Below are 24,754 nucleotides of genomic sequence, written 5' to 3'. Positions count from 1 at the left end.
CGGTTACCGCCATCGACAGACGCGGGCCGGACTTTCCCTTCCGAACCGGCGCCGGATTGCGCCGACGCGCTGACCGGCTTCCACCGCACGGAGATGCCGACAGATATGGCCGACAGCACCAGCCACGCCTTTTTCGACCTGCACACTCACGGTTTCGTGCGAGTGGCGACTAGCACGCCGCAAGTACGAACGGCGGACGTCGCCTATAATGCGCGCGGTATTCTCGACGAGGCAAAGCGCGCGGCGGCCCGTCATGTCGATGTGTTGCTCTATCCCGAACTGTGCCTGTCTTCCTACGCGCTCGACGATCTTCACCTGCAGAACGCGCTGCTCGACGCGGTCGACGCCGAAATCGCGGCCATAACGAAGGCAAGCCGCGACATTCCGACAGTGCTCGTGATCGGCGCGCCGCTGCGGCGCAATGGCCGCATCTACAATTGTGCGCTCGCGATCTGTCGCGGCAAAGTGCTCGGCGTGGTGCCCAAGAGCTTTCTGCCCAATTACCGGGAATATTACGAGAAGCGCTGGTTCGCGCATGGCCGCGATTGCATCGGCCTCACCATCCGCGCCGGCGGAGAGGAGGTTCCGTTCGGGACCGATCTTCTCTTCGCGCATCCGACCATCCCCGGTTTCGTTTTCGGCATGGAGATCTGCGAGGATTTCTGGTCTCCGACCCAACCCGGAACCATGGCGGCGCTGGCGGGCGCGACGCTCGTCCTTAACCTCTCCGCGTCCAATATCGTCATCGGCAAATCGGACGAGCGCCATTTGCTCAGCCGCGCCAGTTCCGCGCGCTCGGTCTGTGCCTACGCCTATTCGGCGAGCGGGCATGGCGAGAGCACCACGGACCTCGCCTGGGATGGGCAGGGGATGATCTACGAACTCGGCGAACTGATGGTGGAAAGCGTTCGCTTCGACCGCGAGCCGGAATTGTGCGTCGCCGATATCGATTGCCAGCGCATCCTCAACGAACGGATGCGGATGCAGACCTTCAACGACGCCGCCGAAGCCGCCGGCCGGCCCGAAGACTGGTATCGCACCATCGCCTTCGATCACGAACCGGCGGGCGGAGACATCGGCCTCGATCGTCCGATCCGCCGCTTCCCCTTCGTGCCCAACCGGCAGGGCAAGCTGAACGAGGATTGTTACGAGGCGTTCAACATTCAGGTTTCGGCCCTCGTCCGCCGGATCGAAGCGACTAATCCCCAATCGCTGGTCATCGGCATTTCGGGCGGGCTCGACAGCACGCATGCGCTGCTGGTGGCGGCGCGCGCCTGCGACACGCTCAGCCTGCCGCGCAGTACCATCCGCGGCTATACCATGCCCGGTTTCGGCACCTCCGAAGGAACCCGATCGAACGCCTGGAAGCTGATGGAAGCGATCGGCGTCACCGCCGAAGAGATCGATATCAAGCCGACCGCGCGGCTGATGCTGGAAAATATCGGCCATGCCTTCGCCGATGGCGAGCCGGTCTACGACGTCACGTTCGAGAACGTGCAGGCGGGCCTGCGCACGGATTATCTGTTCCGCCTGGCCGGGCAGCATGGGGGCTGGGTGATCGGCACAGGCGACCTGTCCGAACTGGCGCTGGGCTGGTGCACTTACGGCGTCGGCGACCAGATGAGCCATTACAACGTCAATGCGGGCGTCCCCAAGACCTTGATCCAGTATCTGATCCGCTGGACCACCACGACCGGACAGTTCGACGAGGAGACGGACGGCGTGCTCCTCTCCATCCTCGATACCGAGATCTCGCCCGAACTCGTACCTGCGGGCGAGGACGGCGCGATCCAGAGTACCGAGAGCAAGATCGGCCCCTACGAGCTGAACGACTTCTTCCTCCACCACATCCTACGCTGGGGCCAGACGCCGAGCCATGTGGCGTTTCTGGCCTGGCACGCCTGGCACGATGCGCGTGGCGGCGTGTGGCCTGCCGGTTTCCCCGAAGAGCGCAAGAACGAATACGATTTGGACACGATTGCGGGATGGCTGGAAAAGTTCATCCGCCGTTTCTTCGCGTTCAGCCAGTTCAAGCGCAGCGCGCTGCCCAACGGCCCCAAGGTCAGTTCCGGCGGCGCCTTGAGCCCGCGCGGCGATTGGCGCGCGCCGAGCGATGCGGTGGCCGATGTCTGGCTCGCCGAACTGCACGAGGGACTTCCCGAAGACAAGAGCGACTGACCCGTGCCCGCAAGAACGGTATTTCTTCTGGTCCTCGCCAATCTCGCTTGGGCCCTAAATGTGATCGTCAGCAAGCTGGCGGTCGAGGATCTGGGGCTGCCCCCATTGTTCTATGCCGCGTTGCGCGCGCTGGTCACAATTGTCGTGCTCGCGCCCCTGTTGCGTCCGCTTCCCAAGGATTGGCTACGCACTGCGCTGGTGGGCCTTTCGATCGGTGGCGGCAGTTTCGCCCTGTTCGCTCTCGGTCTCGAAACGGCTAGTCCATCGGCGGCCGGTATCGTCGGTCTGTCGGGCGCGCCGATGACCGTGCTACTGGCTATCGTTCTGTTAGGTGAAAAAGTCCGCTGGCGTCGCGGGATCGGTATCGCTCTCGCCGTGATCGGCGTGGTGATCGCAATCGCCTCCCCATCCGGCTGGGAGAGCTCGGGAGGGGTCGCCTGGATCCTCGTCTCCTGCCTCTTCGGGGCGTTGGGCTCGGTCTTCGTCAAGCGGATAGAAGTTGGCGGCCGGCAATTGCAGGCGTGGTCGGCGCTGGCATCCTTCACAGTGCTGATGCCGCTCGCCTTGGTCACCGAAGACAATTTCGTCGCCCCGATCCTGGCCGACCCGCTGGCCGTGATCGGATGCCTGATCTTCGCCGGGCTGATCGTTTCGGTCTATGCCCACACGATCTATTTCAGCGCGCTCAAGTCGCATGACGCCAATCTGGTCGTCCCGTTCACGCTGTTGCATCCGCTGATGACCGTGGGGCTGGGCGCCTGGCTTACGGGAGACCGCGTGGGCTGGCCGCTGCTGATCGGCGGGGGCATCGCCGTGACCGGAGTGGCCATTCTGGTCATCCGCCCCAGCACCACCTTCACGCGACGCCTGCTGGTGCGTTCGCGGCTTTAGGCGCGGGATCGGTTTGCCCGGGCACGCTTTTTGCTCCATCGCGTTGACAGACCACTGCCATTTTCACCCAGGATCCGAATGACCGCCATTAACCGGATCGCCACCGCGGTTCCCGATCTCGATTTCGAAGCCGATTATCGCCGCTGGGCGATGCGCCGGTTGGATGGCACGCGCGAGGCACGCCTGTACGAACGCATGGCCGACCGATCGGGGATCGAACATCGCTGGTCCGTGCTGACGGCGGAAGACGCCAAGCTTGAAGAAGGCGTCGGCCTTTACGGCGGCGCGCAGGCGCCGGGCACGGCGGAACGTATGGCGATCTATGCCGAAGAAGCGCCGAAGCTGGCGTTGAAGGCGATCGAGGGGCTGGGCGAGCTTGGCGTCATCACGCATCTGGTGGTCGCCAGCTGCACCGGTTTCGTCGCGCCGGGGATCGACCAGATCATCGCGCGTCGCTTGGGGCTGGCCGACGATATCGAGCGCGTCCTGATCGGTTTTATGGGGTGCTATGCCGCCGTCACCGCGCTGCGCACCGCGCGGCACATCACGCGCTCGCAGGAAAGCGCGCGGGTGCTTGTCGTGACGGTGGAATTGTCGACGCTGCATCACCAGGAACAGATGGATATCGAGCCGCTGCTGATGGGCGCCCAATTCGGCGATGGAGCCGCCGCAGCAATTGTCAGCTCGCAAGGAGAGGGGCTTCGGCTCAGCGAGGGCATCTCCGCCGCGCTTCCCGACAGCGGAGACCTCATCACCTGGCATATCGGAGATACCGGGTTCAACATGCGCCTTTCGGGCGAGGTTCCGGGCCGCATCGTCGCCGCGCTGGCGGATCCGGACGTTCGCGACCGCGTGCTGGACGGGGCAGAAGTGGAGGCGTTCGACGCGTGGGCCGTCCATGCCGGGGGGCGAAGCATCCTCGATGCGGTGGAGAAGGGCTTTTCGCTTGCGCCCGACGCGCTCGACGCGTCGCGCGAGGTGTTGCGCAATTGCGGAAACATGTCTTCGTCGACTCTGATGTTCGTGCTCGCCCGGCTGATCCGCGAAAAGCCGAAAAAGGGCGTGGCGCTCGCCTTCGGGCCGGGCCTTGCGATGGAGGGCTTCCGCTTCGGCTGGTCCGATGCTTGAGGCCCGCGCCACGCAAGACGAGCTGATGGACGATCCTGCGTTGGATGCGGCGACCTATACGGACGTTCTTCACGATCTGGCGCAGGTCAATACGATCACGCTGGCGCGGCGGCCGACGCTGAATTTTCTGGAGCGGGCTGTCGGTAAAAGAGACCGCTTTCGCCTGCTCGATGTCGGCTTCGGGGATGGCGATATGCTGCGCGCGATCGCGAAATGGGCCGACAGGCGCGGGATCATGGCCGAACTCGTCGGCATCGATCTCAATGCCCGCAGCGTGGCTGCGGCGGGGGAGCGCACGCCTGCAACCATGCCGATCGACTACCGCACCGGCGATTACGCCGATCTGGCGGGCGAGGGATGGGATTGCGTCGTCTCCAGCCTCGTGGCCCACCACATGACGCGCGATCAGCTCGTCGCATTCCTGCGCTTCATGGACCACGAAGCGCGGGCGGGCTGGTTCGTCAACGATCTCAGGCGCAGCCGCTTCGCATGGCTCGGCTATCCGCTGCTCGCGCGGCTGATGAACTGGCATCCGATCGTGCGACACGACGGACGCCTCTCGATCGCGCGGTCTTACCGGAAAGAGGAATGGGCGCCGCTGCTGGCTTCGGCTGGCGTGGAGGGCGCTGCGGTCGAACGAGTCTTTCCCTTCCGCCTCTGTGTCGGGAAGATCCGCTGAGCCCGCCGCTGATTCTCGGCGCGGGGCCGGCGGGCTGTGCGGCAGCGATCGTGCTTGCCGAGGCGGGACGTGCGCCGATCCTGATCGACCGCGATGCGAGCGTGGGCGATGCGCTGTGCGGCGGTCTCATGAGCTGGCAGACGGTCGCCAATCTGCGTGCGCTGGGTGTCGATGCGGAAGGGCTGGGCGCCCATCGGGTCGAACGACTGGCCCTGTTCGCGGACTATCGCAGCGCGCAAGCCCGCTTGCCCGATGCGGCGTGGGGCCTTTCGCGCCACGCTCTCGACACGGGGTTGCGCGAGCGGGCACTTGCCGTCGGCGCCCAGCTCGAAATCGACCGTGCCCGCTCGCTCGCGCCCGGCATGATCGAAGGGGAGCGACGCGAATGGCGGTCGGACTCGATTTTTCTTGCTACCGGCAAGCATGACGTGCGCGGTGAAAGCCGCCCGCGAGAGGCCGCTGATCCCGCGCTCGGCCTGCGTGTCCGCTTGCCCGCCCACCCGGACCTCGCGCGCCTGATCGGTGACGCGATCGAACTGCACCTTTTCGATGGCGCTTATGCCGGGATCGTCTTGCAGGAAGACGGATCGGCGAATGTCTGTCTGGCGTTGCGCAAATCGCGCCTGGCGCGCGAAGGCGGCCCTCTGGACCTGCTGAACGCTTTGGCGGAGCGGCATCCCGCCTTCGCGGAGCGCTGGCGGCATGCATCGGAAAGCCCCGTCATCGATACGATCGGATCGGTCCCCTATGGCTGGATCGCGGACGGCACCGATCCGGGCCTCTATCGCCTCGGCGATCAGGCCGCGGTGATTCCGTCGCTCGCGGGCGAGGGGATGGGGATCGCCATCGCCAGCGGGCAGTCGGCGGCCCAAGCCTATCTTGCAGGGAAAGGCGCCACCGATTGGCAGCGCGAATTTTCGCGCCGCGCGGCTCGCCCCGTCAAGATTGCCGAAGCGATCTGGAAGGCGGCGGAAACGCCTGCGTTGGCGAAATTCGGCCTGAGCGCTGCCGCCTTGCTTCCCGCGCTCGCCACGATGGCGATGCGCGCCAGCCGGATCTAGAGCTTCACCACCCAATTGTGTGGATCGGCGACCGCGCCGGTCTGAATGCCGACGAGCTTTTCGCGCAGCTTGTGCGTGATCTGTCCGGTGCCTCCCGAACCGATCGAGAATTCCCCATCCGGCCCGACCACCGAACCCACCGGGGTCACCACCGCCGCGGTACCGCAGGCCATGGTTTCGACCAGATTGCCCTTCACCGCATCGGCGCGCCATTGGTCGATGCTGTAGGGCTCTTCGCGCACATTGAGCCCTTCCTCGCGCAGCAAGTGAACCAGGCTGTCGCGCGTGATGCCGGGCAGGATGGTGCCGGTCAGCGGAGGCGTAATCACCGTCCCGTCGTCGAAGACGAAGAACAGGTTCATGCCGCCCAACTCCTCGATCCACTTCTTTTCGACCGCGTCGAGGAAGACGACCTGATCGCAGCCATTCTCGATACCCTCGGACTGGGGGACAAGGCTGGCGGCGTAATTGCCGCCCGTCTTGGCGGCACCGGTGCCGCCGGGCGCCGCGCGGGTATAGTTGCGGCTGACCCAGATCTTCACCGGCTTGGCCCCGCCCTTGAAATAGCCGCCCACGGGCGAGGCGATGAGAATATATTTGTACTGCCGCGCAGGCCGCACGCCGAGGAAAGCCTCGCTCGCGAACATGAAGGGGCGCAGATAGAGGGCGCCGCCATCGATCGTGGGAGTCCAACCGCCATCCACGCCGACAAGGCGCTTTATGCTTTCGAGGAACAGCTCTTCGGGCAGTTCGGGCATCGCCATGCGGCGGGCGCTGGCGTTGAAGCGCCGGGCGTTCTGCTCGGGCCGGAACAGGCCGAGCGATCCGTCGGGATGGCGATAGGCCTTCATCCCTTCGAAGATTTCCTGCGCATAATGCAGCACCGCCGCCGCCGGATCGAGCGCGATCGGCTCGCGCGCCTGAAGGGTCGCGCTGTGCCAGCCGCCTTTGTCGGCGTCGTAATCGATCACCACCATGTGATCGGTGAAGATCTTGCCGAAACCGGGATCGGCGATCGCCTCGGCACGGGTTTCGCCGGGGACCGGAGCGGGGTGGGGAATGTGCTTGAAATCCATGTCCGGCGGGTAATCCGCGCGCCGAAAAAGGGCAAGAGTGTGGGCGGTGAATGGCGGAGACTTCCGGCTGGGAGAGTTTCGCTGTCCTACGGTCACCGGGCCGGAATGGCCGCGACGATAGCAGAAATGTGAAGGGCGGCCCTCGCCCGTAGGAGGTACCGCCCTTCGCATGGTCAGCGGCCGGAAGTGCCGCTCACGTCGCCTTACTTGGCAAGTGTCTTACCGAGTATGCTCCGTAGGGATCTTCACCGACCTCGCTACTGAACCATGAGACATCGGATCACCTCCTTTCGCGCTAGTGAGCTAGAAGCCCGTTTCACGGGGCCACAAGACCTGCGTTCGCCGCTGATCTTGCACCCATTTTCATGCTTCGCAGTGCTCAATTCAAGGCTTGAAAAAAACTTTTCCCACGTCAGTATCGACGGTTCCCGCTGGTTCAGCGGCAATCCTCGATCACGCGCGTCACTTCGGCCCACGCGGGCAGATAGAGCGTGGGGTAGCCGGGCGTTTCGACTGCAAAACGTCCCTTGGTGAGCGCCATCGCATCGAGCAGCGGGTCTCGCGCCGCAACGTTCGCGACCGTCGATGGCGGCGAGGCAATTTCACCCGATCCGGCATTCAGGCTGCGGCTCGCGGTTTCGGTCCTGATCGTAATCTGGTTCGCGGTCCGTCCGGGCCTGCCGAATTCGATCGTCCGCTCCGCTCTCCGGCAGGTTATGGCAAACGCGGTCTGTGGATTGGAGGCCGAGCCGAAATAGGCCAGCGTGTCGGCACCGAGTGTACGATAGCTCCAATCCCCCCGCGTCTGCGGCGCATCCATCCAATTGTCGTAGGTGGGCGCGGGCGCAGGCACAGGGGCAGGCGCGCGCGAAACGGGTGTCGGCGTCGGTGTGGGAGCGGGCGTCGAATCGGGAGCGGGCACGCAGGCCGCGATCCCGAAGGTGAGAGCGAGCGCCGCGCCCGCATAGGCGAGCGACGAGGCGAAGAGAGGGCGGCGGTTGTGGCGAGCGATCGGTTCCATCCCCTCTCAATGCGCGCTAGGCGGCATGTTTCCAAGCGGGACCGGAGATTATGAGCAGGAAACAGCGCCTCGACCAGATGCTCGTGGATCGCGGCCTCGTCGAAAGCCGCACGCGGGCGCAGGCCCTGGTGATGGCCGGAATGGTGTTTTCGGGCGAGCGCAAGCTGGAAAAGCCCGGTCAGCAGATGCCTGCAGACGCCCCGCTGGACGTGCGGGGGCGCGACCACCCCTGGGTTTCGCGCGGCGGCATCAAGCTGGCCCACGCGATCGATCATTTCGGGCTCGACCCGGCGGGTGCGACCGCGATGGATATCGGCAGTTCGACCGGGGGCTTCACCGATGTTCTGCTCCAGAAGGGCGCGGCGCATGTCTTCGCAGTCGATAGCGGGACCAATCAACTCGCCTGGAAATTGCGGCAGGACGCACGCGTCACCGTGCTCGAACAGACCAGCGCGCGCATTCTGACGCCCGCGATGATCGATCGCCCGTGCGACTGGGTGGTCTGCGATGCGAGCTTCATCGGCCTTGCCAAGGTGCTGGAACGCCCGCTTGAATTGGCGGCGCCCGCCTGCCGCCTGGTCGCGCTGATCAAGCCGCAATTCGAGGTCGGGCGCGAGGAAGTGGGCAAGAAAGGCGTCGTCAGCGATCCGGCCCTCCACGCCCGCGTCTGTAGCGAGGTGCGCGAATGGGTCGAAGGGCGTGGCTTCGTGGTCGACGGGATCGTGGAAAGCCCGATCACCGGCCCGGAAGGCAATGTCGAATTCCTGATCGCCGCGGCAAGAAACGACAGCGGCAATTGACGCTGCGGCGCTCTGCGCTCTAGGCGCTTACGCAACAAGATTTCACGGGAAGAGAGCATGTCCGCCAACATCGCCGAAATGAAACGTCGCCGCGCCGCCGCCTATATGGGTGGCGGGCAGAAGCGCATCGACGCGCAGCATGCCAAGGGCAAGCTGACCGCGCGCGAGCGGTTGGACGTGCTGCTGGACGAAGGCAGCTTCGAAGAGCTCGACACCTATGTCGAACACGATTGCATCGATTTCGGCATGGAGGAACAGCGCATTCCGGGCGACGGCGTCGTCACCGGATCGGGCACGATCAACGGGCGATTGGTGTTCGTGTTCAGCCAGGATTTCACCGTGTTCGGCGGATCGCTTTCGAAGCGGCATGCGGAAAAGATCTGCAAGGTAATGGATATGGCGCTGAAGGTCGGCGCGCCCGTCATCGGCCTCAACGATTCGGGCGGTGCGCGCATTCAGGAAGGCGTCGCATCGCTCGGCGGTTATGCCGAAGTGTTCCAGCGCAACGTGCTGGCATCGGGCGTGGTGCCGCAGATCAGCCTCATCATGGGGCCGTGCGCGGGCGGGGCGGTCTATTCGCCGGCGATGACCGACTTCATCTTCATGGTGAAGGATTCCAGCTATATGTTCGTGACCGGCCCTGACGTGGTGAAAACGGTGACGAACGAGGTCGTGACGCAGGAGGAACTGGGCGGCGCGGTGACGCACACCACCAAGACCAGCGTCGCCGATGTGGCGTTCGAGAACGATATCGAGACCCTGCTCGCGACGCGCAATTTCGTCGATTTTCTCCCGCTGTCCAACCGCGAGGACGTGCCCGAGCGCCCGACCAGCGATCCGTGGGACCGTGAGGAGCCCAGCCTCGACACCATCATCCCAGACAATGCCAACCAGCCTTACGACATGCACGAAGTCATCCGTAAGACGCTGGACGAAGGCGAATTCTTCGAAATCCAGCCTGCCCATGCGGCGAATATCCTGTGCGGGTTCGGCCGGGTGGAAGGGCGCACGGTGGGCGTGGTCGCGAACCAGCCGATGGTGCTGGCCGGCGTGCTCGACATCAATTCATCGAAGAAGGCCGCGCGTTTCGTGCGCTTCTGCGATGCCTTCGACATTCCGATCCTGACCTTCGTGGACGTGCCCGGCTTCCTGCCCGGCACCGCCCAGGAGCATAACGGCATCATCAAGCACGGCGCGAAGCTGCTCTTCGCCTATGCCGAGGCGACCGTGCCCAAGATCACCGTCATCACCCGCAAGGCCTATGGCGGCGCGTACGACGTGATGAGCTCCAAGCATTTGCGCGGCGACCTCAATTACGCCTGGCCCACCGCCGAAATCGCCGTGATGGGCGCCAAGGGCGCAGTGGAGATCATCTTCCGCCAGGACCGCGACAATCCCGAAAAAATCGCCGAGAAAACCAAGGAATACGAAGACCGCTTCGCCAATCCCTTCGTGGCCGCCTCGCGTGGGTATATCGACGAGGTGATTCACCCGCATGCAACGCGGCGTCGGATCGCGCTGGGGCTGAGGAAGCTGCGCGGCAAGCAGCTCGAAAACCCTTGGAAGAAGCACGATAACATTCCGCTGTGACGCCTTCGCACATCTTTTTCGACGTCAATGAGACGCTGATCGATATCGCGCCCCTGCGCTCTGCCGTGGCCGAGCGACTCGGTGGCGGTGAGGGGCAGGCGGATCGCTGGTTCAACGGCCTGATCGAGTATTCGCTGGCCGAAACTCTGGCGGGTGAAGCGTCTGAATTCGCCGATATAGCGGCGGCGGTGCTTGCGATGCAGGTGGCCGAAAACGGCGGTTCGATCGCTTTGGACGACGCGAAGGCGATCGTTTCGGACGGGCTCGGACAGTCCGAAGCGTATCGCGATGTTCCGGCGGGATTGTCGCGTCTCAAGGACGCAGGATTTTCTTTGGTCGCTCTGACCAATTCCGGCGGCGACGGTCTGCAGGAACGGCTGGAAAAAGCGGGCATCGGAGAATTTTTCGATCACGCGCTGAGCGTCCAACCGTCAGGTGGCTACAAGCCCGACCGGCGCTGTTACGAGTATGGTCTGTCCGAGACGGGAGCCTCTGCCGATCGCGCGCTAATGGTCGCCTGTCACCCTTGGGACCTGATCGGTGCACAAGCAGCAGGTTGGCAGACCGCCTTCGTCGCCCGGCCCGGCAAGGCGTGGTATCCGCTGGCCGACGAAGCGGAGTTCGTGGTGGACGATATCGAAGATCTGGCGCGGCATATTCTCGAAGCGAGGCAAAGCGTATGAAACTGGGCCGTCTCAATCACATCGGCGTCGCCACGCCTTCGATCGCGGACAGCGTCGCCTATTACCGCGACACGATGGGCGCGACCCGTATCGGCGAGCCTTTCGATCTGCCCGAGCAGGGCGTGAAGGTCTGCTTCGTCGACACGCCCGGCCATGACGGGACCGAAGGCACGCAGATCGAGCTGATCGAGCCGCTGGGCGAACAATCGACGCTCAGGACCTTCATGGAGAAGAACCCGCTCGGTGGTCAGCATCACGTCTGCTACGAAGTGCCCGATATCGCAGCGGCGCGGGAATGGTTCGAAGGGAAGGGCAAGCGTATCCTCGGCCCGACGCGGATCGGCGCGCATGGGACGCCGATCTTCTTCCTCCACCCCAAGGACATGATGGGCCAGCTGACCGAAATCATGGAAACGCCGAAAGAGGCGCATTGAGATGACCGACAAACCCACTTTTTCCGACTGGAAAGCCCTCGCCGACAAGGAAGTGAAGGGCCGCGATCTGACCTGGCACACTGCCGAGGGGATCGACGTCAAACCGCTCTACACGAGTGAGGATACGCAGAATCTCGCCCCCGGCGTGCCCGGCATCGCGCCGTTCACGCGCGGCCCCTATGCCTCGATGTATACCGGGCGTCCGTGGACGATCCGGCAATATGCGGGCTTCTCCACTGCCGAGGAATCCAACGCTTTCTATCGCCGCAATCTCGCCGCCGGGCAGAAGGGCCTGTCGGTCGCCTTCGATCTCGCGACCCATCGCGGATACGACAGCGATCACCCGCGCGTGGTCGGCGATGTCGGCAAGGCGGGCGTCGCGATCGACACCGTGCGCGACATGGAAATCCTATTCGACCAGATCCCGCTCGAAAGCATGAGCGTGTCGATGACCATGAACGGTGCGGTGATCCCCGTGCTGGCGTTCTATATCGTCGCGGCGGAGCGGCAGGGCGTCAGCCAGGACAAGCTCGCCGGGACCATCCAGAACGACATCCTCAAGGAGTTCATGGTCCGCAACACCTATATCTATCCGCCCGAGCCATCGATGCGGATCGTTTCGGACATCATCGCCTATACCTCGGCCAACATGCCGAAATTCAACTCCATTTCGATCTCGGGCTATCACATGCACGAGGCCGGGGCGACGGCGGTGCAGGAACTCGCCTTCACCATCGCGGACGGCAAGGAATACGCCAAGCGCGCGATGGAAGCGGGCCTCGATATCGATGCCTTCGCGCCGCGCCTGTCCTTCTTCTGGGGCATCGGCATGAACTTCTTCATGGAGATCGCCAAGATGCGCGCGGGCCGCCAATTGTGGCACGACGTGATGTCGGATCTGGGCGCGAAGAGCGACAAGTCCAAGATGCTGCGAACGCATTGCCAGACCAGTGGCGTTTCGTTGCAGGAGCAGGACCCTTACAACAACGTCATCCGCACCACGATCGAAGCGATGGCGGCAGTGCTGGGCGGCACGCAGTCGCTCCACACGAATGCGCTGGACGAAGCGATCGCGCTGCCGACGGATTTCAGCGCCCGGATCGCGCGCAACACGCAGCTGGTGCTGCAGCACGAAGCGGGCCTGACCAATGTCGCCGATCCCCTCGGCGGATCGTATTATATCGAAAGCCTCACCGCCGAATTGGTCGAAAAGGCCAAGGCCATGCTCGACGAGGTCGAGGCGGCGGGCGGGATGACCCAATACGTCGCCAGCGGCGAGCCCAAGGCCCAGATCGAACGCGCTGCCGCCGCCAAGCAGGCGAGCGTCGATCGCGGCGAGACGGTGATCGTGGGCGTCAACAAGTATCGGCGCGAGAAGGAAGACGAGATCGACACGCTCGATGTCGACAACCACGCCGTGCGTCGCAGCCAGATCGCACGGCTCGAAGATGTGCGGGCGGCCCGGGACGACTTCGCCTGCAAGGCCGCGCTCGACGCGCTGGCGCGGGGCGCGGCGCAGAAAGAGGGCAATCTCCTCGCCCTCGCCGTGGAAGCGGCCCGGCACGATGCGACGCTGGGCGAAATCAGCGAGGCGATGGAGGATGCCTTCGGGCGCTACGACACGCTGCCGACTCCGGTGAAGGGGGTCTATGCCGAAGCCTATGCGGACGACGATCGCTACGCCCAAGTGGTCGAGGGCGTGAAGGCGGTGGAGCGCAGGCTCGGCCACAAACCCAAGCTGATGGTTGCCAAGATGGGGCAGGACGGCCACGATCGCGGGGCGAACGTGATCGCCAGCGCTTTTGCGGATATGGGCTTCGAAGTGCTCAGCGGCCCGCTGTTCCAGACGCCGCAGGAAACCCGCGATATGGCGCTTGCCGAAAACGTCGACGCCATCGGCGCGAGCAGCCTTGCTGCAGGTCACAAGACGCTCATCCCCGAACTGATCGGGCTGCTGAAAGAGGCCGGGCGCCCCGACATCAAGGTGATCGCCGGTGGCGTGATCCCGCAGAAGGATTACGACTTCCTGCGCGATGCCGGGGTTCAGGGTATTTACGGCCCGGGCAGCAATGTCGTCGAATGCGCGGCGGATGTGCTGCGCCTGCTCGGCCACAACATGCCGCCGGCGGGTGAGAATATGGACGAGGCGGCTGAGTGACAGGGCGCTTAATCTTGTTTGGCATCATCGGCTTGGTTGTCATTTTTGCGCTAATGTTTTGGAATGGCATGTTCATGCACGGCGATCCGATTGAGTCGCTTCAAGAAACGGAAAATAACCAGTGACCCAAACCCGCACCGACTGGACCCGCGACGAAATAGCGGAACTCTTCGACCTTCCCTTCACCGAGCTGCTTTTCCAAGCCGCGACCGTCCATCGCGAGTATCATCCGCCCGAGCAAATCCAGCTCTGCACGCTGCTCTCGATCAAGACCGGCGGGTGTCCGGAGGATTGTGGCTATTGCTCGCAGTCGGTGAAGGCCGATAGCGGGGTCGAGGCGACCAAGCTGATGGATGTGCGAGCCGTTCTGCAATCCGCCGCGCAGGCTAAGGATGCAGGTTCGCAGCGCTTCTGCATGGGCGCGGCCTGGCGCAACCCCAAGGACCGCGACATGCCCGCCATCGTCGAGATCGTGAAGGGCGTGCGCGAAATGGGGCTGGAGACCTGCATGACGCTGGGCATGCTGACGCCGAAGCAGGCGGATATGCTGAGAGAAGCGGGCCTCGATTACTACAATCACAATGTCGATACCGGGCCGGAATATTACGAGCGCGTGATCTCGACCCGCAACTACCAGGACCGGCTCGACACGCTGCAGAACGTGCGCGATGCGGGCATCAATGTGTGCAGCGGCGGCATCGTCGGCATGGGCGAAACGCGCGAGGACCGCGTCGGCTTCGTCCACACGCTCGCCACGCTGGAGCGCCATCCCGAAAGCGTGCCGGTCAACGCGCTGGTGCCGGTCAAGGGCACGGTGCTGGGCGACATGCTGGCCGACACCCCTCTCGCCAAGATCGACGATATCGAATTCGTCCGCACCGTCGCGGTCGCGAGGATCACTATGCCGATGAGCATGGTGCGGCTCTCCGCTGGCCGAGAGAGCATGAGCGAGGCGACGCAGGCGCTGTGCTTCCTCGCCGGCGCGAACTCGATCTTCACCGGCGACAAGCTGCTGACCGCGCCCAATGCGGGCGACGACAGCGACGGCGCGCTGTTCGCAAAGCTGGGGCTGACGCCGCTGGTGCAGGAAGAGCCGATGCGGGCGTGCAAGGTAGCGGAGGCGGCAGAATGAGGCGTTACTCCGTCCCGAATACAATGGGATGGCTCCTCATTCTGATCGGCTTGCTTTCATCACCGATCAAGCCTCGTGTAATCCGCTGCTGGTCGAATCCGGCGGGTTGGCTTGAGACGCAGTGCGCGAATTTCAAAGAGCTCCACTCGTCGTGGGGTTACGTGTTCCTCGTTGCAGGGGTGGCTCTGGTCCTAGCCAGCTTCCTGCACCCAAAGCAGAGCGAAAGCTGACATGTTCAAGAAAATCCTCATCGCCAATCGCGGCGAGATCGCTTGCCGGGTCATCAAGACTGCGCGCCGCATGGGCATCCAGACCGTCGCGGTCTATTCCGATGCCGATGCGCGCGCGCCGTTCGTGGAAATGGCCGACGAGGCGGTTCACATCGGCCCGGCGCCTGCCGCCGAGAGCTATCTGCTGGCCGACAAGATCATCGCCGCCTGCAAACAGACCGGGGCCGAGGCGGTGCATCCGGGCTACGGATTCCTGTCCGAGCGAGCGAGCTTCGTGGAAGCCTTGGCGAAGGAGAACATCGCCTTCATCGGTCCGCCCGCCAATGCCATCGCGGCGATGGGCGACAAGATCGAGTCGAAGAAGCTGGCGCGCGATGCGGGGGTGAACACCGTGCCCGGCTCCGAAGGCGCGATCGAAAATACCGAAGACGCGCTGACATGGGCCAACAAGATCGGCTATCCGGTCATGATGAAGGCCAGCGCGGGCGGCGGCGGCAAGGGCATGCGACTCGCCTGGAACGATCAGGACGTGAAGGACGGCTTCGAAGCGACCCAGCGCGAGGGGCTCAACAGCTTTGGCGACGATCGCGTCTTCATCGAGAAATTCATCGAAGACCCGCGCCATATCGAGATCCAGATCCTGGGCGATAAGCACGGCACTATTCTCTACCTCAACGAGCGCGAATGCTCGATCCAGCGCCGCCACCAGAAGGTGGTCGAAGAAGCGCCGTCCCCCTTCGTCACGCCCAAGATGCGCAAGGCGATGGGCGAGCAGTGTGTGGCTCTGGCCCGCGCGGTGGATTACCATTCGGCGGGCACGGTCGAACTTATCGTGAGCGGCGCGGACGAGACGGGAGAGAGCTTCTACTTCCTCGAAATGAACACCCGCCTCCAGGTCGAACATCCCGTGACCGAAGCGATCACCGGCATCGACCTCGTCGAGCAGATGATCCGCGTTGCGGCGGGCGAAAAGCTCGAAATGACGCAGGACGATATCGGGATCGACGGTTGGTCGATCGAGAACCGCGTCTATGCCGAAGATCCCTATCGCGGGTTCTTGCCCAGCATCGGTCGCCTGGTGCGCTACGATCCGCCGGTGGAGGGCTGGACCGACGATGGCCCAGATAATCCCAAGAACCCGAACGGCAGGCGCGGTGTGGACGGCGTGCGTGTGGACGACGGCGTCTATGAAGGCGGCGAGGTCTCCATGTTCTACGATCCCATGATCGCCAAGCTGGTGACCTGGAGCGAAACGCGTGACGAGGCGGCGGATTTGCAGGTCCAGGCACTCGATGCGTTTCGGATCGAAGGCCTCGGCCACAATGTCGATTTCCTCAGCGCCATCATGCAGCATCCGCGCTTCCGCTCGGGCGAACTGACTACCGGCTTCATCGCCGAGGAATATCCCGAAGGGTTCGAAGGCGCTGCCGTGTCGGACGATCTGAAGCGCGGCCTCGCCGCCGTGGCGGGCGTGATCGCCACCGCCGATGCCGATCGCGCGCGCCGGATCGAAGGCCAGCTTTCGGACGATCTCTACGCTCCCGGCGACTGGACCGTGCACTTGGGCGATACCGATTATCGCGTCACGCTGGAGGAAGAGGCGATCACCGTCGACGATGCGCCGGTTGCGCTCCAGATGGAGTACACGCCGGGCGAGCGGATGGTGGAAGTCGAACTGGACGATGAGACTCTGACGCTCCAGCTCGAACCGACGCGCACCGGCTATGCCATCACCACGCGGGGAGCGAAGCATACGGTGCGTATCCTTCAGACCCGGATCGCGCATCTTGCCGATCACATGATCGAGAAGATCCCGCCGGACCTTTCGAAGATGCTGATCTGTCCGATGCCCGGCCTGCTGGTGAAGCTGCATGTCGAGGAAGGCGAGGAGGTCCAGCCGGGCCAGCCGCTGGCCACCGTCGAGGCGATGAAGATGGAGAACATCCTGCGCGCCGAGAAGAAAGGCACCATCGCCAAGATCAACGCCGAAGAGGGCGAGAGCCTAGCGGTCGACGCGGTGATTCTGGAGCTGGAATAAATGCATCTGGCGCATGACCCTGCGGCCCCCGCAGCGGAGGAAACCCGGTTCGAAGAGTTTCTGAAGACCGATATCCGCGTGGGGACCGTGGTGGCCGCGCACGATTTTCCCGAAGCGCGCAAGCCAGCCTACAGGCTCGAAATCGATTTCGGGCCGACGATCGGGATCAGGAAAACGAGCGCACAGATCGTCGCCAATTACACGCGCGAGGAACTGGTCGGGCGGCAGGTCGCGGCGGTTGTCAATTTCCCGCCGCGCCAGATCGGCCCGGCGATGTCGGAAGTGCTGACACTGGGTTTCGCGGACGAGAAAGGCGAGGTCGTCCTGTTCGCGCCCGACACGCCCGTGCCCAATGGATCGCGGCTTTTCTAGAAGCGCACGCCGATCAAGACGCGCTGGCTAATGCGCCTGCAATTCCTCGTCGAGGAACAGCGCCACATCGTCGAGAGCGACGTCCTTGGCCAGAAATGCTGCACCTATGCTGCGCAGCAAAAGGAAGGGCAGGGTGCCCGCATCCATCTTCTTGTCGTGCAGCATGTGGTCGGCGAGATCGCGGCCCGAACAGGAGAGCCCCAGGGCGGCGATCTCGGAGGGAAGGCCGGCGGCGTCCACCGCGCGGGTGAGTCGCTGGGCCGCGTCCTCGCTCAATAGGCCGCGCCGAGCCGAATAGCGTGCGGCCAGGATCATTCCCAGGGCCACCGCTTCGCCATGCAGCAAGCGGTCGGAGAATCCCGTTTCTGCTTCGAGTGCATGCCCGAATGTGTGGCCGAGATTGAGAAGCGCGCGCGCGCCCGTCGTCTCGCGCTCGTCTTCGGCCACGATCCGGGCCTTGGCGGAGACGCTGGTCGCGACTGCCTGTTCCAGCGCCGCAGGATCGCGCGCCAGCACCGCACTGCCATTGTCTTCCAGCCAAGCAAAGAATTCCGCATCGCCGAGGACGCCGTATTTCAGAACCTCGGCGTAACCGGCGCGCATTTCGCGATCGGGCAGCGTGTCGAGTGTCGCCAGATCGGCAAGCACCAGCGAGGGTTGGTGAAAGGCACCGATGAGATTCTTGCCCGCCGCGCTGTTGATTGCGGTCTTGCCGCCGACCGAACTGTCCACCTGAGCCAGCAGGGTGGTCGGCACCTGGATGAAGCCGCACCCGCGTTTCAGGATGGCGCAGGCAAAGCCGGTGAGATCGCCCACCACGCCGCCACCCAGGGCCACCACATGATCGCCGCGCTCGACACCCTGTTCGAGCAGCCAGTCGGTCAGCCGCTCCAATTCGCGCCAGCTCTTGGAACCTTCGCCCGGTGCAACATCGTACCAGCGCGCGGTCTTGCCGCCCACGCCGAGCGCCTTTTCCACGCTCGTGCCCCAAAATTCGCGGGCATTGCGGTCGGCCACCACGGGAATGTCCGTCCTGCGAAGGAAGGGTGCCGCATGTTCCGACAGGTCGTGCACCAGGCCGTGCCCGACGCGGACCTCGTAGCTGCGGCCTGCCAGTTCGACCGGGATTACAGCCATGCGTCGATCGCCTCGAGAATGCGACCCACGGTCCGGTGATGCGGCCCGTCATCGGTCACGATGTGGATATGCGCCTGTGCGTAGCTGTCGCTGCGCTGCTCTTTCAGTTCGGCCAAAATCGTATGCGGATCGCCGCCACGCAGAAGGGGCCGCGTGTTGCGCCGTGCGGTGCGCTCCACCAGCGTTTCGAGGTCGCAATCCAGCCAGACCGCAACGCCTTTTTCGAGGATCAGCGCGCGCGTATCGGCATCGATGAAAGCGCCGCCCCCGGTCGCGATCACGCCGGGCGCCTCGCCCATCAGGCGCGCGACCACGCGGCGCTCCCCCTCACGAAAATACGCCTCGCCATGGCTGGCGAATATTTCGGACACCGAGCGGTCGGCAGCGCGCTCGATCTCGTGGTCGACATCGACGAAGGACCGGCCGAGCGCATCGGCGAGCCGCCGCCCCACCGTCGTTTTCCCGACGCCCATCAGCCCAACCAGCACCACCGGACGATCGAGCCGTGCGGCGATCCGGGCAGGGGAAGCGGGGGGAGAAGGCGATGATTGCGACTGGGTCATTGAAGGGTGGCTTAGATATGGGCTATCGGGCAGGCAAGCATGGCAAGTCTTGCATGGGTCAAAGCATAGATAATGAAGGGACAGCGGATCGGAATGGTCGCCGCGCTCATTCTCCTGGCGGTTCTCGTCCTCGCATGGTTCGATGGCGGGGAAGAACCGCTGCGCCCGATCGAGACGGCAGTGCCCGTGCCCGATTTCGCGCCGCCTGCACGCTCCGCGCCCACAGCATCGGACACGGCGCGATGACGCGCGGCTGGTGGGCCGCTGGCTCCGCGCTGGCGGCGCTTGCGCTCGGATCGACGCTGGCGCTGGCACAGGGTCAGCCGGAGGATTTGCTTCCGCCCGGCTTCGAGCAACCGACGCCCGGCCCAACGCCTGCGCCAAGTCCGGCACCCGCGCCGCGTCCGGCGCCGAGTCCCTCTGCGACCCAATCGGGCGAGATCGTTCAGCCGATCCCGCAAGCGAGGCCCGCACCCGCGCCGAGCGCGAGCGAGCTCGACCGGCTCCCGACATTGCGCGAGCTCGAAAACCTCTCGACCGACGAACTGGACCAATTGCTCGGACTGCGGCCCAGCGTCGATATTCCCGCCGCCGCGCAGCGCTCGACAGAGCGGGTCGGCGTGTTGTCCTCCCAAGAGGGGGGCATACCGTCGGGCTCGTTCGCTCGCCAGCCCGCCGGACTGGTCCGCGCGGCGCTTGCTGCGATGGACGGGCCAGTGGTGTCGCGCTGGGGCCATATTCTGCTGCGCCGTGTGCTCGCGAGCCGACTGGCCGCGCCCGATGGGATGGAGCCGGTCGAATTTGCCGCGCTTCGTGCGCAGGCGCTTAATGCTCTGGGCGAACACGCGGCGGCGCGCGCTTTGGTACAGGACGTCGACACCGCCAATTACACCGCCGGTCTGACCGATGCCGCGCTCGCCTCCTATATCGGCACGGCGGACATCGTCGGCGCCTGTCCGGTCGTAAGGATCGGACGCTTCGACCGCGACGATCCACAATGGCGGATGCTGGCGGGTATCTGCAACGCCTATGCAGGCGAAAGCACGCGCGCCGGCAACGATCTGCGTCGCCTGCTCAATAGCGGGGCGGCCGCGCGCATCGATGCCCTGTTGGCGCAGCGTTTCGCCGGCGCGGCGGGCAATGGCAGGCGCGGCGTCACCATCGAATGGGACGGGGTGGAGGAGTTGACGCCGCTGCGCTTCGCTCTGGCGAATGCGGTGGGCGAGGAGATTCCCGAAACTCTGAGCGACGCGATGGGCCCGTATTACCGCTTGTCGGCGGCAACTGCGCCGATGATCCCGCTGCCGCAACGCGCACAAAGCGCCGGGTTTGCGGCCAGCCAGGGCGTGCTGTCCTCGCGCGCGATTATCGATCTTTATTCCCAGATCTACGCGATCGAAGGGCTCGACGGCGAACCCGCTACCAGAGCCGCGCGCCTGCGCCAGGCCTATGTCGACAACGATCCCGCCGCCCGTCTCGCCGCGATCCGCGATATCTGGAGCGGATCGCCCGAGGGCGATGCCTATGGCAGCTATGTCCTCACGGCCTATGCCGCGGCCCGCATGCCTTCCGACGAAGCCTTTGCCGACGACGCGGCTGGCCTGGTGACGGCCATGCTGACCGCTGGGCTCGACCGCGACGCCCAACGCTGGCTCGGAGCGGTGGATGGCGGCTCGCTCGCCTGGGGTATTCTGGCTGCCGGTGTCCCCCAACTCGAAGGGACGGTGAGCGGAGGCGACCTGTCCGACTTCTTCGATGGAGACGGCAGCACACGGCAGGCGAAATCGCGCCTGCTGGTGGCCGGGCTCGCCGGGCTGGGCCGGATCGATGCGGGCGATACTGCGGATTACAGCGAGGAGTTTGCGCTGGGTCTGGAACGCGAAACCCGCTGGTCGCAGATGATCTCGCGCGCGGCGCAGGTCGGCAATCCCGGTCTCGTGGCCGTTCTTGCCGGGCTCGGCATGCAGGGTAGCGGGTGGGAACGGATGACGCCGCGTCATCTCTACCATATCGTGCGCGCGCTCGATGCCGTCGGCATGAATGCCGAAGCCCGCATGATCGCTGCCGAAGCGGTCGCGCGGGCCTGACGCGGCCGGGGCGTTGGCGCAGGATTCGGTCGAAGATTTCCTCGCCATGCTGGCCGCAGAGCGCGGCGCGGCGGCGAACACGCTGGCTGCCTATCGCCGCGATCTGGAGCAGGCACGCGCTTCGATCGGCCCGCTGGACGAGGCGGGGAAGGACGATCTCACGAAGCTCGCCTCGGTCTGGTCCGACCTCGCTCCGGCGAGCATTGCGCGCAAGGCATCGGCGCTGCGCCAGTTCTATGGATTCCTGATCGAGGAAGGCGTGAGGGCCGACGATCCCAGCACGGCGTTGCCGAAACCTGCGACCCGTCGCCCTTTGCCGAAAATCCTGTCGCACGCTCAGATCGAGGCGCTGTTCGCACGGGCGGAGCTGGAGGCGGAGGCCGACGCGCCCCCAACTATCCGCCTGCTCCTGCTGCTCGAACTGCTCTACGGTTCGGGCCTGCGCGCGACAGAGCTGGTCGCGCTGCCCCTGGCGGCTGTGCCGCGCGATGCCCCCTTCCTGACCGTCACTGGAAAGGGCGGGCAGGCGCGCATGGTCCCCGTCAGCGGCAGGGCGAAGCAGGCGATGGCGCGCTGGCTGGACGTGCGCGCGACAGGGACGCGCCACCTCTTCCCTTCGCGCGGCGGCAAGCATTTGAGCCGGGTGCGGCTGTTCCAGCTTCTCAAGGAACTTGCCGTGCGCGCCGATATTTCGCCCGATGCAATCAGTCCGCACGTGCTCCGCCACGCCTTTGCAACGCATCTGCTGGAGGGAGGGGCGGATCTGCGCGTTTTGCAGACGATGCTGGGCCATGCGGATATCGCGACCACGCAAATCTATACCCATGTCGATGCCGCGCGGCTGGTGAAGCTGGTCAATATGCGCCACCCGCTTGGGCAGGGAAGCGGGCGGGCGCCGCTTGCACGCGCGCGAGGGGGCGAGTAACGCGCCTGCGATGATCTCCTACCTCGAATTCGAAAAGCCCGTCGCGCAACTCGAAACCCGTCTCGCGGACCTTAGGCAAGCCGCGCAGGGCGACGGTGTCGATATCGCCTCCGAACTGAAGAAGCTCGAAGGCAAGAGCGCCGACATGCTGGCGGAAATCTACGGCTCGCTGACGCCGTGGCAGAAGACGCAGGTCGCGCGCCACCCGATGCGTCCGCATTTCCGCGACTATATCGAGCACACCTTCGATGAATTCGTGCCCTTGGGCGGCGATCGTTCCTATGGGGACGATCAGGCCATTCTGGGCGGTTTCGCCATGTTGAACGGACGGCGCATCGTCCTGATCGGGCACGAAAAGGGCCACGACACGACCAGCCGCATCAAGCACAATTTCGGCATGGGCAAGCCCGAAGGCTATCGCAAGGCGATCCGCCTGATGGATCTGGCCGGTCGTTTCGGGCTCCCGGTCGTGACGCTGGTCGACACCTCCGGCGCCTTTCCCGGCGTCGAGGCGGAAGAGCGCGGCCAGGCCGAAGCGATCGCGCGCGCGACTGAAGCATGCCTCGCTCTGCCCGTCCCCATGGTGGCAACGATCGTGGGCGAGGGCGGCTCCGGCGGCGCAGTGGCTCTGGCGAGTGCGGAGCGCGTCCTGATGCTGGAGCATGCGGTCTATTCCGTAATCTCGCCGGAAGGCTGCGCTTCCATCCTGTGGCGCACCGCCGAAAAGGCTCCCGACGCCGCCGAAGCGATGCGCGTGACGGCGCAGCAATTGGCGCAGCTCAACGTAATTGATCGGATCGTACCCGAACCTCTGGGCGGCGCGCATCGCGATGTCCGCAAGGCCGCCGAAACGCTTGGCCAGGCGATCGGCGAGGAACTCGACATGCTCGGGGCCAAGTCGCCGGAAGACCTGCGCAAGATGCGTGAGGATCGCTTCCTGACCATGGCAAGCTGACGATAAGCTTACGATTTCGCAACGGGAACAAGCCAGCCCGTTCAGATTTCTCCTTCCATAGATAAGTGCCGCGGCAATGTGCCGTGGACGAATTTTTGCGGGGAGATCCCATGAAGACTATCAAGGCCCTGGCCGTTTCGACCACCGCCACGCTCGCGCTCGCCCTTGGCGGCTGCGCGACGACCGGAAATATTCCGAGCGCATCGGCACCGATCACGCAGAGCGAAGCGCAAATGGGCGCCGAGGCGCACCCGCAGCTGTTGCAGGAATTCGGCGGCGCGATGACGGGGCCGCAGGCGCAATATGTCGAACAAGTGGGCAAGAACATCGCGGTCCAGTCGGGCCTCGGCAATGCGCGCGATTCGTTCACCATTTCGATGCTCAACAGCCCGGTGAACAACGCTTTCGCGATCCCCGGCGGGTACGTCTACACCACGCGCCAGCTCGTCGCGCTAATGGATAACGAAGCGGAACTGGCCGCGGTGCTGGGCCACGAAGTTGGCCACGTCGCCGCCCGCCACTCGCAGCGGCGCCAGGCCAATGCGCAGCGCAACTCCATACTTGGTGTGCTTGGTGCGGTTGTCGGCTCGGTCGTCGGTGGCGGCATCGGCCAGCAGCTCGGCCAGGTTGCTATGCAAGGTTCGCAGCTGCTGACCCTCAAATTCTCGCGCAGCCAGGAAACCGAGGCCGACCGGCTCGGCATCCGGTATCTGCAAGGTGCCGGTTACGATCCCAACGCCATGTCGACAGTTCTTGCCAGCCTCGCGGCGCAAAATTCGCTCGATGCGCAATTGCAGGGCCGCGGCGATGCACGCCTTCCGGAATGGGCATCGACTCACCCCGATCCCGCAAGCCGCGTCCGCGAAGCCGCCAGCCTGACGCAGGGCATGACCGGCGTGACCAATACCGACACGTTCCTGACCCGGATCGACGGCCTGCTATACGGCGACGATCCCGCGCAGGGCGTGATCGAAGGGCGACAGTTCATCCATCCGGAATTGCGCCTGTCCTTCACCGCGCCGCAGGGCTTTTACATGATCAACGGCACATCTGCGGTGAGCATTCAGGGGCAGGGCGGTCAGGCTCAGCTTTCGCTCGCCCAGTATGGCGGCAATCTCGATAGCTATGTCCGCAACGTGTTCGCAAAGCTCGGCGGCAATCAGCAGCGGCTGGCACCGCAGGCGATCCAGCGCACCACGATCAACGGCATTCCGGCCGCTTACGGAACGGCGCGCGTCAATAGCGGCAACGGCCAGGTCGATGTGGCGGTCTTCGCCTATGAATTCGCGCCCGATCGAGCCTATCATTTCCAGGCGATCGCGCCGGCGGGCCGGATGGGCACCTTCACCCCGATGTTCAATTCGATGCGCCGCGTCACGGCGAGCGAAGCCGCCAATGTCGTGCCGCGTCGCCTCGAAGTCGTGACCGTGCGCAGTGGCGATACGGTCCAGTCGCTGTCGCGCCGCATGGCGTATACCAACGGTCAGGAAGCGCGCTTCCGCGTGCTGAACTCGCTCGACAGCAATGCGCAGCTGCGGGCGGGCCAGAAGGTGAAGCTGGTGGTGCGCGGTAGCTGAGGGTTCGACCTAAATCGCACGCACATACGAGAAAGGCGG

22 protein-coding genes are annotated in these 24,754 nt (G+C 64.6%); 18 read left to right on the top strand and 4 right to left on the bottom strand.

The window, feature by feature from the left end:
- Positions 1–105 precede the first annotated feature (105 nt).
- The 5 genes from J7347_RS05025 to J7347_RS05005 all read left to right on the top strand — a co-directional run bounded on the left by J7347_RS05025 (position 106) and on the right by J7347_RS05005 (position 5,937).
- On the top strand, positions 106–2,178 hold the full coding sequence (locus J7347_RS05025) for an NAD(+) synthase (RefSeq protein ID WP_209161260.1): 2,073 nt from the start codon (positions 106–108) through the stop codon (positions 2,176–2,178).
- 3 nt (positions 2,179–2,181) lie between these two features.
- Entirely contained in the window at positions 2,182–3,069 is an 888-nt protein-coding gene (locus J7347_RS05020) for a DMT family transporter (protein ID WP_209161054.1), read from the top strand.
- A gap of 78 nt (positions 3,070–3,147) precedes the next feature.
- Positions 3,148–4,197 carry a type III polyketide synthase gene (locus J7347_RS05015; protein WP_209161053.1) on the top strand — a complete coding sequence of 350 codons (1,050 nt, stop codon included), beginning with the start codon at positions 3,148–3,150 and terminating at the stop codon, positions 4,195–4,197.
- Positions 4,190–4,876: a methyltransferase domain-containing protein gene (locus tag J7347_RS05010; protein ID WP_209161052.1), complete on the top strand. Its 687-nt coding sequence runs from the start codon at positions 4,190–4,192 to the stop codon at positions 4,874–4,876. Before J7347_RS05015 ends, J7347_RS05010 begins: the two co-directional genes overlap by 8 nt.
- A complete protein-coding gene (locus J7347_RS05005) occupies positions 4,855–5,937 on the top strand; it encodes an FAD-dependent monooxygenase (protein ID WP_348521577.1) in 1,083 nt (360 codons plus the stop codon). The genes J7347_RS05010 and J7347_RS05005 overlap by 22 nt, the downstream gene beginning before the upstream one ends.
- On the opposite strand, the gene J7347_RS05000 is transcribed toward J7347_RS05005, so the two are convergent.
- Positions 5,934–7,013 (bottom strand): branched-chain amino acid aminotransferase, encoded by a 1,080-nt coding sequence (locus J7347_RS05000; protein WP_209161050.1) that lies wholly within the window; start codon positions 7,011–7,013, stop codon positions 5,934–5,936. The two genes, J7347_RS05005 and J7347_RS05000, sit on opposite strands and share 4 nt — an antisense overlap.
- 436 nt (positions 7,014–7,449) lie before the next feature.
- Positions 7,450–8,034 carry a hypothetical protein gene (locus J7347_RS04995; protein WP_209161049.1) on the bottom strand — a complete coding sequence of 195 codons (585 nt, stop codon included), beginning with the start codon at positions 8,032–8,034 and terminating at the stop codon, positions 7,450–7,452.
- Positions 8,035–8,084: 50 nt separating this feature from the next.
- On the opposite strand from J7347_RS04995, the gene J7347_RS04990 reads away from it, so the two are divergent.
- The 8 genes from J7347_RS04990 (at position 8,085) to J7347_RS04955 (ending at position 17,471) form a co-directional block, all read left to right on the top strand.
- A complete protein-coding gene (locus tag J7347_RS04990; protein WP_209161048.1) occupies positions 8,085–8,834 on the top strand; it encodes a TlyA family RNA methyltransferase in 750 nt (249 codons plus the stop codon).
- Between the two features lie 57 nt (positions 8,835–8,891).
- Entirely contained in the window at positions 8,892–10,424 is a 1,533-nt protein-coding gene (locus J7347_RS04985; protein ID WP_209161047.1) for an acyl-CoA carboxylase subunit beta, read from the top strand.
- Complete coding sequence (locus J7347_RS04980; RefSeq protein ID WP_067683171.1) at positions 10,421–11,107, top strand: haloacid dehalogenase type II; 687 nt, start codon at positions 10,421–10,423, stop codon at positions 11,105–11,107. Before J7347_RS04985 ends, J7347_RS04980 begins: the two co-directional genes overlap by 4 nt.
- The gene (gene mce / locus J7347_RS04975) at positions 11,104–11,541 is read left to right on the top strand and encodes a methylmalonyl-CoA epimerase (protein WP_067683169.1); all 438 of its coding nucleotides are present in this window, start codon (positions 11,104–11,106) and stop codon (positions 11,539–11,541) included. Before J7347_RS04980 ends, mce begins: the two co-directional genes overlap by 4 nt.
- Before the next feature lies 1 nt (position 11,542).
- The gene (gene scpA / locus J7347_RS04970; protein ID WP_209161046.1) at positions 11,543–13,699 is read left to right on the top strand and encodes a methylmalonyl-CoA mutase; all 2,157 of its coding nucleotides are present in this window, start codon (positions 11,543–11,545) and stop codon (positions 13,697–13,699) included.
- Positions 13,700–13,820: 121 nt separating this feature from the next.
- Positions 13,821–14,831, top strand: a complete 1,011-nt coding sequence (bioB, locus tag J7347_RS04965; protein ID WP_209161045.1) for a biotin synthase BioB — start codon at positions 13,821–13,823, stop codon at positions 14,829–14,831.
- Positions 14,832–15,062: 231 nt separating this feature from the next.
- Entirely contained in the window at positions 15,063–17,099 is a 2,037-nt protein-coding gene (locus tag J7347_RS04960) for an acetyl/propionyl/methylcrotonyl-CoA carboxylase subunit alpha (RefSeq protein WP_209161044.1), read from the top strand.
- Positions 17,100–17,471, top strand: coding sequence for a tRNA-binding protein (locus tag J7347_RS04955; RefSeq protein ID WP_209161043.1), 372 nt, complete (start codon positions 17,100–17,102; stop codon positions 17,469–17,471).
- A gap of 27 nt (positions 17,472–17,498) precedes the next feature.
- Here the strand turns inward: J7347_RS04955 and aroB are convergent, their stop codons facing one another.
- Both aroB and J7347_RS04945 read right to left on the bottom strand, forming a co-directional pair.
- Positions 17,499–18,608, bottom strand: a complete 1,110-nt coding sequence (gene aroB / locus J7347_RS04950) for a 3-dehydroquinate synthase (RefSeq protein ID WP_209161042.1) — start codon at positions 18,606–18,608, stop codon at positions 17,499–17,501.
- Positions 18,599–19,171 (bottom strand): shikimate kinase, encoded by a 573-nt coding sequence (locus tag J7347_RS04945; RefSeq protein ID WP_209161041.1) that lies wholly within the window; start codon positions 19,169–19,171, stop codon positions 18,599–18,601. The genes aroB and J7347_RS04945 overlap by 10 nt, the downstream gene beginning before the upstream one ends.
- A gap of 72 nt (positions 19,172–19,243) precedes the next feature.
- On the opposite strand from J7347_RS04945, the gene J7347_RS04940 reads away from it, so the two are divergent.
- From J7347_RS04940 to J7347_RS04920, 5 genes are all read left to right on the top strand, one after another.
- Positions 19,244–19,417, top strand: coding sequence for a hypothetical protein (locus J7347_RS04940; RefSeq protein WP_197465590.1), 174 nt, complete (start codon positions 19,244–19,246; stop codon positions 19,415–19,417).
- A complete protein-coding gene (locus J7347_RS04935) occupies positions 19,414–21,258 on the top strand; it encodes a hypothetical protein (RefSeq protein WP_209161040.1) in 1,845 nt (614 codons plus the stop codon). Before J7347_RS04940 ends, J7347_RS04935 begins: the two co-directional genes overlap by 4 nt.
- A gap of 13 nt (positions 21,259–21,271) precedes the next feature.
- Complete coding sequence (locus tag J7347_RS04930) at positions 21,272–22,183, top strand: tyrosine recombinase (RefSeq protein WP_209161039.1); 912 nt, start codon at positions 21,272–21,274, stop codon at positions 22,181–22,183.
- A 10-nt stretch (positions 22,184–22,193) separates the two neighbouring features.
- Positions 22,194–23,138, top strand: coding sequence for an acetyl-CoA carboxylase carboxyltransferase subunit alpha (locus J7347_RS04925; protein WP_209161038.1), 945 nt, complete (start codon positions 22,194–22,196; stop codon positions 23,136–23,138).
- A gap of 110 nt (positions 23,139–23,248) precedes the next feature.
- The gene (locus J7347_RS04920) at positions 23,249–24,715 is read left to right on the top strand and encodes a M48 family metalloprotease (protein ID WP_209161037.1); all 1,467 of its coding nucleotides are present in this window, start codon (positions 23,249–23,251) and stop codon (positions 24,713–24,715) included.
- The last annotated feature ends 39 nt before the right edge of the window (positions 24,716–24,754 follow it).

The sequence above is a fragment of the Erythrobacter sp. A6_0 genome (genome assembly GCF_017744235.1).
Taxonomy (GTDB): domain Bacteria; phylum Pseudomonadota; class Alphaproteobacteria; order Sphingomonadales; family Sphingomonadaceae; genus Qipengyuania.
Note: the sequence above shows the minus strand (reverse complement) of the source record. Positions and strands in the feature narration are given on the sequence as shown.

Coding starts and splice junctions, on each gene's coding strand:
- J7347_RS05025 (WP_209161260.1), top strand. CDS start 106: ATGGCCGACAGCACCAGCCACGCCTTTTTCGACCTGCACACTCACGGT.
- J7347_RS05015 (WP_209161053.1), top strand. CDS start 3,148: ATGACCGCCATTAACCGGATCGCCACCGCGGTTCCCGATCTCGATTTC.
- J7347_RS05010 (WP_209161052.1), top strand. CDS start 4,190: ATGCTTGAGGCCCGCGCCACGCAAGACGAGCTGATGGACGATCCTGCG.
- J7347_RS05000 (WP_209161050.1), bottom strand. CDS start 7,013: ATGGATTTCAAGCACATTCCCCACCCCGCTCCGGTCCCCGGCGAAACC.
- J7347_RS04995 (WP_209161049.1), bottom strand. CDS start 8,034: ATGGAACCGATCGCTCGCCACAACCGCCGCCCTCTCTTCGCCTCGTCG.
- J7347_RS04990 (WP_209161048.1), top strand. CDS start 8,085: ATGAGCAGGAAACAGCGCCTCGACCAGATGCTCGTGGATCGCGGCCTC.
- J7347_RS04985 (WP_209161047.1), top strand. CDS start 8,892: ATGTCCGCCAACATCGCCGAAATGAAACGTCGCCGCGCCGCCGCCTAT.
- mce (WP_067683169.1), top strand. CDS start 11,104: ATGAAACTGGGCCGTCTCAATCACATCGGCGTCGCCACGCCTTCGATC.
- scpA (WP_209161046.1), top strand. CDS start 11,543: ATGACCGACAAACCCACTTTTTCCGACTGGAAAGCCCTCGCCGACAAG.
- J7347_RS04960 (WP_209161044.1), top strand. CDS start 15,063: ATGTTCAAGAAAATCCTCATCGCCAATCGCGGCGAGATCGCTTGCCGG.
- J7347_RS04955 (WP_209161043.1), top strand. CDS start 17,100: ATGCATCTGGCGCATGACCCTGCGGCCCCCGCAGCGGAGGAAACCCGG.
- aroB (WP_209161042.1), bottom strand. CDS start 18,608: ATGGCTGTAATCCCGGTCGAACTGGCAGGCCGCAGCTACGAGGTCCGC.
- J7347_RS04945 (WP_209161041.1), bottom strand. CDS start 19,171: ATGACCCAGTCGCAATCATCGCCTTCTCCCCCCGCTTCCCCTGCCCGG.
- J7347_RS04940 (WP_197465590.1), top strand. CDS start 19,244: ATGAAGGGACAGCGGATCGGAATGGTCGCCGCGCTCATTCTCCTGGCG.
- J7347_RS04935 (WP_209161040.1), top strand. CDS start 19,414: ATGACGCGCGGCTGGTGGGCCGCTGGCTCCGCGCTGGCGGCGCTTGCG.
- J7347_RS04925 (WP_209161038.1), top strand. CDS start 22,194: ATGATCTCCTACCTCGAATTCGAAAAGCCCGTCGCGCAACTCGAAACC.
- J7347_RS04920 (WP_209161037.1), top strand. CDS start 23,249: ATGAAGACTATCAAGGCCCTGGCCGTTTCGACCACCGCCACGCTCGCG.